Source organism: Ruegeria sp. AF1, assembly GCF_056542125.1.
In genome coordinates this window covers 643,825-658,492 of the sequence record NZ_JBQFZG010000001.1, presented here as the reverse complement: position 1 = coordinate 658,492, position 14,668 = coordinate 643,825, and the positions used below count along the sequence as shown (strand labels likewise).

At 59.0% G+C, this 14,668-nt stretch carries 14 protein-coding genes; 8 read left to right on the top strand and 6 right to left on the bottom strand.

From position 1 onward, the window contains the following. Positions 1-51 precede the first annotated feature (51 nt). Together ACR0BK_RS03240 and ACR0BK_RS03235 are read right to left on the bottom strand one after the other, a co-directional pair. Positions 52-699, bottom strand: a complete 648-nt coding sequence (locus ACR0BK_RS03240) for a response regulator transcription factor (RefSeq protein ID WP_267363844.1) — start codon at positions 697-699, stop codon at positions 52-54. After that, positions 696-2,129, bottom strand: coding sequence for a cache domain-containing protein (locus ACR0BK_RS03235; RefSeq protein ID WP_480473303.1), 1,434 nt, complete (start codon positions 2,127-2,129; stop codon positions 696-698). The genes ACR0BK_RS03240 and ACR0BK_RS03235 overlap by 4 nt, the downstream gene beginning before the upstream one ends. Before the next feature lie 245 nt (positions 2,130-2,374). Here ACR0BK_RS03235 and ACR0BK_RS03230 point away from each other — a divergent pair, with 245 nt between their 5' ends. The 3 genes from ACR0BK_RS03230 (at position 2,375) to ACR0BK_RS03220 (ending at position 6,878) form a co-directional block, all read left to right on the top strand. After that, positions 2,375-3,457 carry a TRAP transporter substrate-binding protein gene (locus ACR0BK_RS03230; RefSeq protein ID WP_480473301.1) on the top strand — a complete coding sequence of 361 codons (1,083 nt, stop codon included), beginning with the start codon at positions 2,375-2,377 and terminating at the stop codon, positions 3,455-3,457. Positions 3,458-3,579: 122 nt separating this feature from the next. Further along, entirely contained in the window at positions 3,580-4,506 is a 927-nt protein-coding gene (locus ACR0BK_RS03225; RefSeq protein WP_480553749.1) for a TRAP transporter small permease subunit, read from the top strand. A 17-nt stretch (positions 4,507-4,523) separates the two neighbouring features. Continuing rightward, on the top strand, positions 4,524-6,878 hold the full coding sequence (locus ACR0BK_RS03220) for a TRAP transporter large permease (protein ID WP_480553748.1): 2,355 nt from the start codon (positions 4,524-4,526) through the stop codon (positions 6,876-6,878). A gap of 134 nt (positions 6,879-7,012) precedes the next feature. Here ACR0BK_RS03220 and ACR0BK_RS03215 read toward each other — a convergent pair whose 3' ends face one another. The 4 genes from ACR0BK_RS03215 to ACR0BK_RS03200 all read right to left on the bottom strand — a co-directional run bounded on the left by ACR0BK_RS03215 (position 7,013) and on the right by ACR0BK_RS03200 (position 9,230). After that, complete coding sequence (locus ACR0BK_RS03215) at positions 7,013-7,402, bottom strand: VOC family protein (protein WP_480553747.1); 390 nt, start codon at positions 7,400-7,402, stop codon at positions 7,013-7,015. A gap of 7 nt (positions 7,403-7,409) precedes the next feature. Beyond that, positions 7,410-8,234, bottom strand: a complete 825-nt coding sequence (locus ACR0BK_RS03210; RefSeq protein ID WP_480493009.1) for an arginyltransferase — start codon at positions 8,232-8,234, stop codon at positions 7,410-7,412. A gap of 75 nt (positions 8,235-8,309) precedes the next feature. After that, the gene (locus tag ACR0BK_RS03205; protein ID WP_480473291.1) at positions 8,310-8,741 is read right to left on the bottom strand and encodes an RDD family protein; all 432 of its coding nucleotides are present in this window, start codon (positions 8,739-8,741) and stop codon (positions 8,310-8,312) included. Positions 8,742-8,807: 66 nt separating this feature from the next. Beyond that, positions 8,808-9,230, bottom strand: coding sequence for a DUF2852 domain-containing protein (locus tag ACR0BK_RS03200; protein ID WP_480473289.1), 423 nt, complete (start codon positions 9,228-9,230; stop codon positions 8,808-8,810). 142 nt (positions 9,231-9,372) lie between these two features. On the opposite strand from ACR0BK_RS03200, the gene ACR0BK_RS03195 reads away from it, so the two are divergent. The 5 genes from ACR0BK_RS03195 to ACR0BK_RS03175 are packed head-to-tail and all read left to right on the top strand — an operon-like array spanning position 9,373 to position 14,643. Next, positions 9,373-9,762 (top strand): DUF4440 domain-containing protein, encoded by a 390-nt coding sequence (locus tag ACR0BK_RS03195; RefSeq protein ID WP_480553746.1) that lies wholly within the window; start codon positions 9,373-9,375, stop codon positions 9,760-9,762. Between the two features lie 49 nt (positions 9,763-9,811). Next, the gene (locus ACR0BK_RS03190; protein ID WP_480553745.1) at positions 9,812-12,607 is read left to right on the top strand and encodes a [protein-PII] uridylyltransferase family protein; all 2,796 of its coding nucleotides are present in this window, start codon (positions 9,812-9,814) and stop codon (positions 12,605-12,607) included. Next, entirely contained in the window at positions 12,591-12,863 is a 273-nt protein-coding gene (locus ACR0BK_RS03185) for a hypothetical protein (RefSeq protein WP_267363859.1), read from the top strand. The genes ACR0BK_RS03190 and ACR0BK_RS03185 overlap by 17 nt, the downstream gene beginning before the upstream one ends. 38 nt (positions 12,864-12,901) lie before the next feature. Continuing rightward, positions 12,902-14,104, top strand: a complete 1,203-nt coding sequence (locus ACR0BK_RS03180; protein WP_480553744.1) for an RSP_2647 family RNA methyltransferase — start codon at positions 12,902-12,904, stop codon at positions 14,102-14,104. Beyond that, positions 14,101-14,643: an RSP_2648 family PIN domain-containing protein gene (locus ACR0BK_RS03175; RefSeq protein ID WP_480553743.1), complete on the top strand. Its 543-nt coding sequence runs from the start codon at positions 14,101-14,103 to the stop codon at positions 14,641-14,643. Before ACR0BK_RS03180 ends, ACR0BK_RS03175 begins: the two co-directional genes overlap by 4 nt. Positions 14,644-14,668: the final 25 nt, after the last annotated feature.

The window sequence follows — 14,668 nt, the reverse complement described above, 5'->3', positions numbered from 1 at the left end:
TCTTCTCTGGTTGGGCCGGGTAGCGCGCTGCGCGCTGCGGCCGCGCATCGATCAGAAGCCGACCCCGGTGCCTTGCAGCATGCCATGTTCCAGCGCATAGCGGGTCAGCCCGGCGGTCGAGGATATTCCCAGTTTGCGCTTGATGTTCTTGCGATGCGTTTCAACCGTTCGCACCGAGATATCCAGCTTTTGCGCAACTTCTTTGTTTGATTTGCCCTGAGCCAGTTCCAGCAGAATTGTTTGCTCGCGCCCAGTCAGCGCCTCGCGTGCGTTGTCGCCTTTGGGTTTCAGGGACCCACTTGCACCTGTGCACAGATACTGCTCACCCCGCATGACCGCATCGATGGCCTGCTTGATCTCTTCGGTTGGGACATCTTTGAGAACATAGCCTTTTGCGCCGTGGCTGAGCGCGGTCGAAATGTATTCGGGGCTGTCATGCATCGACAGGATCAGGATGCGCGTATCGGGCAGACGTTCCAGAATGATCTCCGTGGCGCTGAGTCCGCCGAGGCCAGGCATGTTCAGGTCCATCAGGATGACATCCGGGGCGAGGCCAACCGCCTGATCAACCGCGGCCTGACCGCTGCCGAGTGTTCCAACCACTTCGATATCGTCGTAGCTTTCAAGGATCGACTGAATGCCCTCGGCCACCATGGGATGATCGTCGACAATAAGAACTCGGATGTTTTTGGCGCTCATGTACCGGCCTTTCGGTTCGGAGTTGCGTCTTCCTGCGGAGGCAACAGGTGGCTCAGCGGCAGGCTGGCCTCGATTACCGTACCGCCGCGCGGTCCGCGTGATGACAGAATACGCAGCGATCCGTCAAGTTGCTCAATTCGCTCCTGCATGTTGCGCAGACCGATGCCGGTGGTCGGGGTCCCGGATTCTGCGCGCAACCCACGGCCATTGTCGGTGATCCGCATGGTTGCGCCTTTCTTGTGGCCGCGCAGGTCAATCGTCACATAAGAGGCATCCGCGTGGCGTTCGATATTTGTCAGCGCCTCTTGTGCGATGCGGTAGAGTGCGATCTTGCTGTCCTGATCCAGCCGGTTGCGGAATACGACGGTGGAAAACTCGGTCTCGATCCCGGTTCGTTCGCGAAAATCGTCGGTCAGAGCCTTCAACGCAGGTCCAAGGCCAAGGTCATCCAGCACGCCGGGGCGCAGGTCGCGGCTGATGCGGCGCACCTCGGTGATAGCGGTGCGAAGATGGTCAATGCCTTTGTCCAGCGGATCGCGCGCGCCTGCATCATCGCCGCGCAACAGCCGGCGGCGCGCATTGTCCAGCGCATAGCGCACACCCACAAGGATCTGGCTTATGCCATCATGCAGTTCGCGGGCAACCCGGCCGCGTTCCTCTTCCTGCGCGTCGAAGACACGCTGCGTCAGTTCTTTCAACTTGGCATCCGCCAACCGTCTCTCGCGAATGTTCAGCAACATGCCCGAAGCAAAAACAATCAGAACCGCAGCAACAACAATGGCGCCGATATACATGAAGGTGCGCTGCACGCGGGTCTCAACCTCGGCCCTTGCGTTGGCGACCGTGGCGACAATGTCGTCAATGAAGACCCCGGTACCCACGACCCAGCGCCAGTCCTGCAACCCGACGACATAGGCGATCATCTGCGCCTCATCCCCGGTCGAGGGTTTTTCCCACATGAAGCTGTGCCACCCGGCTCCCTGACGGGCGAGGCGAATGAACTCGTCAACGATAGGTGTGCCATCGCTGTCGGTCAGACCTTCCCAGTTGCGGTTGATGAATTGTGTCTGACGGGGGCTGACCAGATTGTTGCCATCATAATCGTAAACGAAAAAGAACCCGTCCTGCCCATAGATCATTGCCGAAAGTATCTGCGAGACAAGGTTCTTCGACACCTCATCGTCCGGTTCAGCGCGGCCATAGATATAGGCAAAACCATTGCGCGCCTGCGTCACGTAGTTGCGCAGTTCTTCTTTCTTGGCCTCGATCAGGCTGCGCTCCAGGGCTTCGATCTCGCGCTCAGCGGTCGCACGCGCCTCATATGCGACAAGCACAGCGATTGCTGCCACGGCCACAACCAGCGGGATTGCGGCCACCAGCGACAGTTTCTGCGCATAGGTCAGCGAAATCAGATGTCGGAGTCTTTGCATGGACGAATCGATACGCAAGCGGCGGCAAAAATGCAAAAAGATTGGCGTTGGTCGGTGAAATTCCGGTATTTGGGACGTATTTGTTGGAGTTTTCAATCGGAAATTTCACCGCATCCCCCAAAGAAATCGATTCTCTACGCAGTAGTAGGTATTCCCTTTCGCTTCGCTCACATTAGGCTGACGCGCACTGAATGCGACAGGTCCGGTTCTGCCGGATCGTGACTATGAAGGGGAGGAACACTCATATGGATCGTCGTTCATTTCTGAAAAAATCCGCGCTGGGCGGTTCGGCAGCCGCAGCAACCGCTCTGGCGGCTCCGGCCTATGCACAGGGACAGCGCACACTGACCATGGTGACCTCGTGGGGTCGTGGTCTGGCTGGCGTGTTTGACAGCGCGCAGCGTTGTGCCGACAGCATCAACGCCATGTCGGATGGCAGCCTGAATGTTGAGATCAAGGCGGCAGGCGAACTGGTTGGCGCGTTCGAGGTGTTTGACGCGGTGTCGTCCGGCCAGGCCGACATGTATCACGCCGCTGACTATTACTTTGTCGGTCAGCACCCGGGCTATGCGTTCTTTACGGCAGTGCCTTTCGGCATGACCGCACAGGAACTTGTGAACTGGTACTATCATGACGGCGGTATGGAGCTGCATGATGAGCTGGGCGAAATCTTTGGCCTGAAGTCATTCCTGGCCGGTAACACCGGTGCGCAGGCGGGCGGCTGGTTCTCGAAAGAGATCAACAGCCCCGAAGACTTCAATGGTCTGAAGTTCCGTATGCCCGGTCTGGGCGGTAAAGCTCTGGGCAAACTGGGCGCGTCCGTTCAGAACATCCCCGGTTCCGAAGTGTATCAGGCGCTGTCGTCCGGCGCGATTGACGGAACCGAGTGGATCGGACCCTGGGCCGACGAAAAGGCAGGCTTCCAGGAAATCACCAAGACCTACTACACCGCGGGCTTCCACGAGCCGGGCGCAGGTCTGTCGCTGGCAACCAACCGCGACGTGTTCAATGAACTGACCCCGGCCCAGCAGAAGATCATCGAGATCGCTGCCGCCGAAGCGCACCAGTGGAACCTGGCGCAGTTCCTGGCCAACAACGGTGCCGCCCTGCAGCGCCTGCAGGCCGGTGGCGTCAAGGTTTTGGAATTCCCCGACAGTGTCTGGGATGCGTTCGGCAAGGCCAGCCAAGAGGTTCTGGACGAGAACATGGGCGACGAGCTGTTCAAGAAGATCTACGACAGCGCAATGCCGTCGATGGCGGCTTCGTCGGCATGGAACAACCTGTCGTCGGGTGTCTACACCGCACAGCGTGACCGTGTTCGCGGCTAAATCTTCCTGATCAAAGGAAAAACGGTTTCCCCGCGCCTTGCGGGGAAACCTTTCCCGTTGCGCGAAAGGACTTGGGCAAGCCACAATAGGCCTGCGCGCAACTGAGACGACCTGGGGACAACATGCAGGACGAAAACGGTATCTCGTTCTTCGGCGCCCTGTGGAATGGACTGGTTTGGTTCATTCAGAACATTGCCGAAGCCTTCTATAATTTCGGATATGCGATCACGCATCCGCAGCTCTGGCTGGACTGGTCTGACAAGGCGTCGATCATGCGCTTTGTCTATTACGGCGGTTCGGTCGAATTCTTCTTTGTGGTGTTCACCTTCTTTCTGGTTCTGACAGCCGTCGGGTTGTATTACAGAAACTTCATGTGGGCCATCGTGCGTGGCCTGGAAGGGTTTGCAAACACCACCGGGCGGTTCTTTGCCTGGGCGGGTCTGCTGATGGTAATCCAGCAGATTGTCATCGTATTCATGCAACGGGTCTTTACCCGTCCCGATATGTCCTTCGGTCTGGGAATACCGTTCCAGATGGATATCAGCTGGTTCGCGGAAGAGCTGAAACTGTATAACGCCATGGTCGTCTGTCTGTGCTGTACATACACATTTGTGCAGGGCGGGCATGTGCGCGTTGATCTGATCTATGCCGGTATCAGCCACCGCGCCAAGCGCGTGGTCGATATGTGCGGTGCGTTACTGTTCATGATGCCAATGGCGGTGCTGACCTGGATGTACGGCTGGTTCTTCCTGTGGCGTCACCTGATCGTGCCGAACCCTTCGGCCAGTGACGCGCTGGACCGTCTGGTAGCCAAGTCCCGTGCCTTGCGCTGGAACGTGGAAACCATCGGGTTCAGCCCCAACGGGTTCAATGCCTACTTCCTGTTCAAGATCCTTCTGGTGGCGTTTGCGGCCATGGTGTTCCTGCACGCCATCGCGTTTTTGTACCGGTCGTATCTGGAATACGTGGAAGGGCCGGACAGCATCGGAAAATACCTCGACAAGGACAGCCTTGGTGAGGGCGAAGAAGCCTATGAAGGCGCGCATTAAGGGCGGAGACAAAGACAATGCTATTCGGACTTGATGGCGTCGAGATAGGCCTCATTATCGTATTCTTTTGCCTTTTCGGGGGCATTCTTTCCGGCTTTCCGGTGGCTTTTGCCATCGGCGGGGCGGGGATCATATCCTTTGGCATCATCGCCGCGCTGGACAGTGCGGGGTTGCTGATCCACCAGGCGATTGATGTTGGATCGCAAAGTTATCGGGACCTTGTGAATTCCGGGATCAAGCCGGACACCATATCGGTGTTCCGATACCCGGATTTGCCAAGGCTCGCCGAACCGGTTTTTGCCTCGGGCTGGGAAACCGCGCTGGACCGCAACGTTTCGTTCATCGTGAACCGCATGAACGAGCGCGTACTGGCCGGACAATCCATCGAGACCCTTCTGGCCGTGCTCATGTTTGTTCTGATGGGCATCACGCTGGAACGTTCGAAGATTGCCAATGATCTGCTGACGACGATGGCACGTGTTTTTGGCCCGCTTCCGGGTGGTCTGGCCGTGTCAATTGTGGTTGTGGGGGCGTTTCTGGCGGCTTCGACCGGTATCGTTGGCGCGACCGTTGTGACGATGGGCCTGCTGGCGCTTCCAACCATGTTGCGCAACAACTATTCACCGGAACTGGCGACCGGTGTGATCGCGGCATCGGGCACCTTGGGGCAGATCATTCCGCCGTCGATCGTGATCGTCCTACTGGGCACATTGGCAGGAGATCTGTATTCGACAGCCCAGGAAACCAGGGCTGTTGAGGCCGGTTGCACCGACGCGCTGACCTATCTGGGTGAGCCTGCGGTTGTCTCGGTCGGGACATTGTTCCAGGCTGCGCTGTTGCCAGGGATCATGCTGGCGCTGCTCTATGCGCTCTATGCCTTTGGTTATGCATTGCTGAATCCACACAAAGCGCCCGCTGTGGCTGTGTCCGGTGGTTCCGGGGAACCCATTACGCGGTCAGAAGGCCTGACATGGTTGCTGGGTGCGCCTGTAGCCCTGATCGTCGGCGCGGTCCTTTTGGGCAATGTCGGTGTGATCGGAAGCCAGAACATCTCGGTCTCGGCCTTCTCGGATATCGGCGAGGGTGCGTCGCTGCGGACCAACGTATCGGAAGAATGCAAGGCGTCAATGATCGACCTGCATGGGCAGGCTGCATGGGATCAGGCGGTTTTCGAGCAGGAAGCCATTGATGCCGCGGGCGGCACAACCCAAGCGCATCGCCTGACAGAAGAGGAACTGGCTGCTGAACAGCAAAAAAGGATTGCCGATGCGGCACCGATCGGCACCGGAGTGGCGGTTACCCTCGTCCTGCTGGGTCTGACCCTGGTTCTGGGCCGAGGGATCGCACCGTCGCGGTCACCGCAACCGCTGATACTTGGCGCAATCGGGCTGCTGCTGATGGCGTTGGTCGATATCCTGATAATATCGCCTACCACATCCTCTGGCGTGACTTTCGTGCTGCTCGCCCTGCCGTTCGCGCTGGCCATGTATGGTTGCAAAGAGGCTGCGGCCCGCTGTGCCACAAACGATCTGATCCGCGTGGTCTTCCCGCCGCTTGTTCTGATCATCGCGGTGCTGGGCTCGATCCTGGGAGGTGTCACCAATCCGACACCGGCGGCTGCGCTGGGCGCGGGTGGCGCGATCATGCTGGCCGCCTATCGCAAGCTGCAGGATCAGGGCCGTTCGGGCAAAGTGGTCATCTGGTCGACCTTCGCCGTTGTCATTGCACTGCTGATGGGGGTCAACTTTGACCTGCGTATCAATCAAGGCAGTGTGACGGTGGAAACCTGGATCGCCTTCATCATTGCTTATGCGGCCTACCTTTACGCCCTGTTCGGGCTGCTGTACGGATGCTGGGTGCTCTATTCCAGCGGTGTTTTGACCCCGGTGGTGCGTGAGACAGCCAAAGTGACCTCGATGGTGTTCACCATCCTCATCGGATCGCAGTTGCTGAACCTCGTGGTGATTTCATTCGGAGGGGAGCATTATATCCAGCAATTCCTGAAGAGCTTTGACAACGAGTTCACGGTTTTCCTGATCGTGATGCTGGTGCTGTTCATTCTGGGGTTCGTGCTGGATTTCCTCGAGATCATCTACATCGTGATCCCCATCGTGGGCCCGGTGATCTATGGCGGCTCGTTCGATCCGAAATGGGTCACGATCATGGTGGCGGTGAACCTTCAGACGTCGTTCCTGACGCCACCTTTCGGGTTTGCGTTGTTCTACCTTCGGGGGGTTGCGCCGAAAGAGGTCACAACTGGTCATATCTATCGCGGGATCGTTCCGTTTGTTCTGATCCAGGTTATGGGGATCGCGATCTTGTGGTTCTTCCCGACGATTGTCACGATCGTTCCGGACCTGATGCCAAACTGATCCGATCCGGAAGAGAATATTGCAAAGGGGGCCGATTGGCCCCCTTTTCTGTTTGTTTCGGGCAAGGGGCCAGCCCCTTCTTGGCCTGCGGCCAATTCATCCCCGGGATATTTATAGCCAGATTAAGATGCGGATCAGGTGAACTGGATCAGGTCCCAGCGATTGCCGAAGGGATCACGCCAGACAGCGACGATGCCATAGGGTTCGTGGCGTGGGTCTTCTTCGAAGAGGACATCCCCAGCGCGCATATCTGCGTGGTCACGATAAAAGTCATCGGTTTGCAGGAAGAACCCAACGCGCCCGCCGGTCTGGTTGCCTATGGCGGCGGTTTGTTCAGGTCCGTCAGCCTTTGCCAATAGAAGGCATCCGCTGTCCGAACCTGGAGGCGCGATGAGAACCCAGCGCTTGCCATGGCCGAGGTCGATGTCCTTGATGAGTTGGAAGCTGAGTGTCTTTGTATAAAACAAGATGGCGTCGTCGCAATCCGGCACAACAAGGGTGACGGCATGCAGGCTTTGTTTCATCGCGCGGTCAGCCTTTGGTCGGATGCCGGTCAGGGAGCTGGATATTGGCGACCTGTTCGGCGATTGGCGGCGCCGACAAGGGGTGATGCGATGTGCCGGAATAAGCATCCGGATCACTGATCTTTTGCCACCCCCCCTGAATATACGCCTCAAGCCCAGAAAACTTGGCTTTGTAGCCCATCTTGGGACTGCCGGGGACCCAGTACCCCAGATAGATATAGGGCAGGCCCGCCTCACGTGCGATGTCGATATGGTCGAGGATCATGTAGGTGCCGAGTGAGTTCTGCGGCTGTTCCGGGTCGTAGAAGGAATAGACCATGCTTAGCCCGTCATCGAGCACATCGGTCAGGCTGACGGCGATCAACTCGCCCGTTTCAGGATCGGCATATTCCACAACGCGGCTGCGGATCGGTGTTTCCTCGATCATCGCGGCGAATTCGAAAACGTCCATGTCAGCCATGCCACCATCGGCGTGACGGGTGTCAAGATAGCGGCGAAACAGCTCGTATTGCTCATCCGTGGCCCATGGCGAGGTTGCGCGGCGTTCCAGATACCCGTTCCGCTTTGCCGTGCGTTTCTGGCTTTTGGTCGGACGGAAGGCTGAAACATCGATCCGGGCCGACAGGCAGGCTGCGCAATCCGTGCACGAAGGCCGGTAGAGTACATTCTGAGACCGGCGAAATCCTTGTTGAGACAGGGAATTGTTCAGCTGTTCAGCCCCTTCGCCTTGCAGGGCGGTGAACAGTTTACGTTCCATCCTGCCGCCAAGATAAGGGCAGGGCTGCGGTGCCGTGACATAGAATTGTGGCGCAATTGGCAGCGTATGTCGCATGAAATCCCCATCCAGCCTCGGGAGGGATGATAGCAACCGTTCCCGAGACCGCCAAGTGTTTCACGCAACCTTGCGTCAGGCCCGTTGATTGATCATGACGGTGCCCAGAAAACTGTCGGTCAGACCCTGGCCACGGGCGCTGGTCATCATCATGATGACCGAGATGATCTGGACCACGGGAAAGGCCATGCTGACGAAATAACCAGCTGTGTGGGCAAGCGCCTTGCCCAGATCCATTCGTTCTCCGAACGCATCGCGCAGCTCGATCCCCATAAAGCGCATTCCCAGCGTGGCTGAGCCGTTGGCGATTGTCACTACCCGGTAGACGAAGCTAACAACCGCGTAGATCAGGGCCAGAAAAAACAGACCCAGAAAGGCGGTTAAAAGGATTGCCACCGTGCAAAGCAGCGAAATGAAGGCGATATCGAACAGCCAGGCAACGAAGCGTTTGGTTGTCACCGAACGATAGAAATCAGGTTGGGTGTCCGGGTCGGGCAGATGGTTCATTCGATAGGTCCGAAAAACTGGGGTAGGGGTACCCTGTCCCGAAACACCGGGGCAGGGCAAGGTCAATCAGGCGGGCTCGCCCTTGCCGTCTTCGTCATGGCTTTCGCGGGCGCGTTCATCCATGAATTGATCGAATTCGGCTTTGTCCTTGGCGTCACGCAGGCGGCGCAAGAAGGCTTCGAAATCCTGTTGTTCGCGTTCCAGGCGGGCCAGGGTATCTGCTTTGTAGGCGTCAAAGGCGCTGTTGCCTGAGGGCTTCATTGCACTCATGTGGCTGTGCCAGGATTTGCGGCGGTTGCAGGATTTGCTGAACATGCGTTTGCTCCAGATCATATAGGCCAGCAGGGCAAGGCCAACGGGCCAGAAGAAGATGAAACCAAGAACCATGGCGGCGATCCAGGCCCCTTTGCCTTTGTCATCCAGCCAAGCTTCGGTTCGGTAAAGCCATCCCGGATTCGCGGGGACGGCGGGGTCGGACAATGCGGTCATTTGAGCTCTCCAGGGTTGATGTAAACTCTATTCACATTGCATAGATGGGGTACCGTTTGGACGGGTGCAAGGGGTAATGTGAAAAAGATTTACATTATGCAATCCGGTTGACGTTTCAGGATCTGGCTCGCAGGGTCCGGGTATGGATAAGACGGACAACAAAGCTGCCCCTGCACTAAAGGACATTCTTGAACTGGAAACGCAGGTCTGGGTGGCGCTGGTTGAAGGTGATGCAAGCGCCGACCGCGCCTTGCTGAGCGCGGATTTTCTGGGCGTTTATCCCACAGGATTTGCCAATCGGGACGATCACGTCGGGCAATTTGCAGATGCGCCAACGATGGCCGAGTTTGATCTGAGTGACGCTCGGTTACGCGTTCTGACCCCGGATATCGTCTTGCTGTCCTACCGTGCCGATTACCTGCGCCCGGGTGCAGATCGGCGCGAGGCGATGCTGATTTCATCTTTGTGGGAACGAAGAAACGACGTTTGGGTCAACAGCTTCAGTCAGGACACGCCGGTTCAGGAAACCTGATCAGAATGCCCCATTGACGATTACGTCCCGCAATGCGCAGGGTGCGCGCATGACTGACGCTCTTGCCATTACCCGCCTTCCGCGTGCGTTTGATCCGTCCCTGGGCGATGAAGCCCGCGCTCTGATACCTGATCTGTCGCAGGAGATGGGAGAGCTGGTGGCGGGAGCGGCCGGGTCCAGCCCATATCTTAAAGGCCTGATAGAGCATGAAAGGGAATGGTTGCCTGATGCCTTAGTGCGCCCGGACCAGGCGCTGACTGAAGTCATGGCGGATGCGCGTGAGCTGCCGCCGGATCAGCTGAAATCCGGCTTGCGGCAGGCCAAGCGGCGTGTGGCGCTGTTGACCGCGCTTGCCGACATCGCAGGTGCCTGGCCGCTTGAGAAAGTCACCGCGGCACTGACCGATTACGGGGCACTGGCCGCAGATGTTGCGGCCAAGGCCGAGATTGCGACGTTGATCCGGCGCAACAAACTGCCGGGTATGACCGAGGACGATATCGAAACTGCCGCCGGGATGGTCATTCTGGCCATGGGCAAGATGGGCGCGCATGAGCTGAACTACAGCTCGGATATCGATCTGATTGTGCTGTTTGATGAGACACGGTTTGACCCCGACGACTTCTACGAGGCCCGGCAGGGTATGGTGCGGGCAACGCGGAACTTCTGCGCGACGCTTAGCGACAAGACTGCCGATGGCTATGTTTTCCGTACAGATCTGAGGCTGAGACCTGATCCCGCCGTAACACCGGTCTGCATGGCGATGGAGGCCGCTGAACGGTACTACGAAAGCCTTGGCCGCACGTGGGAGCGCGCAGCATATATTAAGGCCCGCCCCTGCGCCGGAGACTTGGCCGCGGGGCAGCGGTTTCTGGACACATTGCGCCCTTTTGTCTGGCGTCGCCATCTGGATTTTGCCGCCATTCAGGACGCGCATGATATGCGTCTTCGAATTCGCGAAAACAAGGGTACGGGCGGGGCCTTGTCGATCCCCGGCCACGACATGAAGCTGGGGCAGGGCGGTATTCGCGAGATCGAGTTCTTCACCCAGACCCGTCAGTTGATCGCAGGTGGCCGCGATCCGGATTTACGGGTGCGCGGAACGGTCCCGGGGTTGGCGGCGTTGGCGTCAAAAGGCTGGGTGCCGCAGGATGTCGCGGACAAACTGACCGATCATTATCGGGCGCATCGCGAAGTCGAACACCGCATTCAGATGGTTCATGATGCACAGACGCATAAGGTGCCGAAATCACCGGAAGGCATCGAACGCATCGCCTGTCTGATGGGGATCGGCAGCGACGAACTGAAACAGGACCTGAAAAACCGCCTGACGGAAGTACACGAACTGACCGAAGGTTTTTTTGCGCCCGGGCCCGGTCCTGCACCTGTGGCGGCGCAGGATGTGGAGTTTGACCAGAGTGTTCTGGCCCGGTGGACGACCTATCCGGCCTTAAGGTCCCAGCGCGGGTCGCGGATATTCGAACGGTTGCGGCCCGAGCTGCTGTCGCGTCTTGCCAAGACCGCCAAACCGGACGAGGCGTTGATGGCGCTGGACGGGTTTCTGTCAGGCCTTCCTGCCGGGGTGCAGCTGTTTTCATTGTTCGAGGCCAATCCGCAACTGATTGACCTACTGGTCGATATCGTTGGCACGTCTCATGCTCTGGCCTCGCATCTGTCGCACAATGCCTTGGTTTTCGATGCGGTGATCGGCGGCAGTTTCTTTGCCGATTGGCCGGGGCAGAAGGCTTTGCAAATCGAACTGGCCCGTGCGCTGGCGGAAGAGCCTGACTATGAAACCCGGCTCGACCTTGCGCGGCGCTGGTGTAAGGAATGGCATTTCCGGGTCGGTGTCCACCACTTGCGCGGTCTGATCGACGGGGCACAGGCAGGCCGGCAATATGCAGAGCTTGCACAATCGGTGATTGCCGCCATCCTGCCATATGTTGCCGAAAATTTCGCCCGCAAACACGGGCCCGCACCGGGGCGCGGAGCGGCGGTGTTGGGCATGGGGTCGCTGGGCGCAGGACGGATCAATTCGCAATCCGATCTGGACATGATTGTGATCTATGACCCGCAGGATCAGGACATGTCCGATGGTCCGCGTCCTCTGGCCACGCGCACTTACTACGCGCGGTTCACGCAGGCGCTGATCACGGCACTTTCGGCACCGATGTCACAGGGGCGGCTGTATGAGGTCGACATGCGCCTGCGCCCGTCCGGCAATCAGGGGCCGGTTGCCACCAGTTGGGCCAGCTTTACCAATTATCAGCAGAATGAGGCCTGGGTGTGGGAACATCTGGCCCTGACCCGTGCTCATGTCGTTGCGGGTGATGCCGGTTTGGCAAATGATATCGAAGCGTTCCGCGTCGGGTTTCTGTCGCGACCACGCGAGCGGGACAAGGTTTTGCGCGAAGTCGCCGAGATGCGAACGCGTCTGGCCGCAGCCAAGGCACCCGCCGGGATCTGGGATGCCAAAAACGGGCCCGGCCGCCTGATGGATATCGAACTGATGGCCGAAACCGGTGCCTTGCTGGCAGGGACTACGGCACGCGACGTGTCCTCGGGCCTCGATGGTGCCGTCGCTGCCGGGTTGCTGGATGTCGCGCAGGCGCAATCCCTGAAAGACTGCTACAGCCTATGCTGGTCGGTGCAATGTGCGGCCCGGCTTCTTTCGGGCAAGGTCATCGAGGCGGAACAGATCGGTGAAGGAGGTGTGGATTTCCTGTGCCGCGCCACCGGGTTTGAAGAGGTCGATGCACTGCAACGGGCATTGCAGAAGAGTTACACAACCGCAGCCGACCTGATCGGCAGCGTGATCCAAGAGGGCGAAGATGGCACGCAGCACTGATCCCAATGACCACAAAGGTCTGATCCAGGAAGCCTATCGCATCGAAGGCATCACCTTGCCGGAATGCCGCAGCATATTTCTCGACTGGGCGCTCAGCCTGCCCGAAGAGCGTGACCAGAACTCGGCGCTGACCGAATTGCACGCGGCATACGCGCCGCACAGCCCGGATCATCCCATGACTCAGGTTCTGTCCGAGGGCCTTCAGGCGGCCCAAACCCCGAAACGGCGCGGTGGCTGGCGCTCTCGGAACCGCTAGGGCTTTTCCATCGGCATATTCGCGACTAAGAGGGCGCCATGACCCAAACTGCCGACCGCCCCCGTATCCGCCTGAAACCCAAAGCCAACGCGCGCGGCCTGCGCCATGGTTTCCCTTGGGTCTATGCAAATGACATCGTCACCGACCGCCGTACGCGCAAGATCCCCACAGGCGCTCTGGCGATTCTCGAGGATGACAACCGTGCAGCGCTTGCGCTGGTGGCCGTCAATCCTGACTCAAAAATCATGTGCAGGGTGCTGGATCGCGACACCAACGCGCAGTTGGACAATATTTGGTTCGAAACCCGCCTCAGCCGCGCCGTTGCACTGCGTGAACGTCTGTTTGATGCGCCTTTCTATCGTCTGGTCCACGCCGAGGCCGATGGCTTTCCCGGTGTGATCATCGACAGGTTTGGCGATAGCTGTGTCATCCAGCCCAACGCGGCCTGGGCCGAGGTGCATCTGGATACGCTCACCGACGCGCTGATCAAGGTCGTAGGCGTGACGACGGTGCTGAAAAACGCCTCGGGCCGTACGCGCGGGCTGGAAGGGCTGGACGATGAGAACCAGACTTTGCACGGCACCGCACCCGACGCACCCCTGCCTGTGCCGATGAATGGTGCCACGTATATGGCCGACCTGACCGGAGGTCAGAAAACCGGCCTGTTTTACGATCAACGCCCCAACCATGCCTTTGCCGCACGGCTGGTACATCCCGGAGCGCAGGTGCTGGACGTGTTCAGCCATGTCGGCGGCTTTGGTCTGGCAATGCTGGCCGCAGGTGCCGGACAAGCCCTGTCCGTCGATGGGTCTGCTGCCGCGCTGGAACTGGCCACCAAAGGCGCTGCGGCATCGGGCCTTGCCGACAGGTTCCAGACACGGCAGGGCGACGCGTTCGATGTTCTGACCCAATTGGGGGACGAGGGTGCGGCGTTTGACGTGGTTATCTGTGACCCACCTGCCTTTGCCCCCTCAAAACAAGCGCTGGACGCGGGGTTGCGCGCTTATGAGCGTATCGCACGGCTTGCCGCACCTCTGGTCAAACCCGGCGGCTATCTGGGGCTGTGCTCGTGTTCTCATGCCGCCGATCTGGGGCGGTTCCGCGACGCCTCCTCCCGCGGGATCGGCCGGGCGGGTCGACAGGCGCAACTGATCCACACCGGATTTGCCGGGCCGGATCACCCGCAACTGCCGCAACTGGCGGAAAGCGGCTACCTCAAGGCGGTGTTTTACTGCCTATGAAGGCTGTTCTCGACACTTGCGTCCTCTATCCCACGGTCATGCGCGAGATGCTATTGGGCGCCGCGCGATTGGGACACTTCACCCCGATCTGGTCCGCCCGCATCCTCGAAGAATGGGCCCGCGCCGCCCGCAAGCTGGGCCCGACGGGGGAGGCGCAGGCGCGTGCTGAAATCGCGCTGGTGCAAGGTGCCTGGCCGGATGCCGAACGTCCAGCGAACGAGGGTCTTCAAAACCGTCTGTGGCTGCCGGACGCCGCAGATATCCACGTGCTGGCCACAGCAATCGCGGCTTCCGCTGATCTGATTGTCACGGTAAATGCCAAGGATTTTCCCAGAAATATCCTGACTTATGAAGGGCTTGACCGGAAAGATCCCGACAGCCTGTTGTACAGCTTCTGGCAGTCAAACCCAGAAGGCATGAGCACACTTGCCACACAGGTCCTTGCCGAAGCCGATCGCCTCTCAGGCGAACAATGGACTCTCCGCGCGCTCATGAAAAAAGCCCGGCTTCCGCGATTGGGCAAAGCGCTCGCCATCTGAGCGGGATCCAGCTTCATCTGGCCAA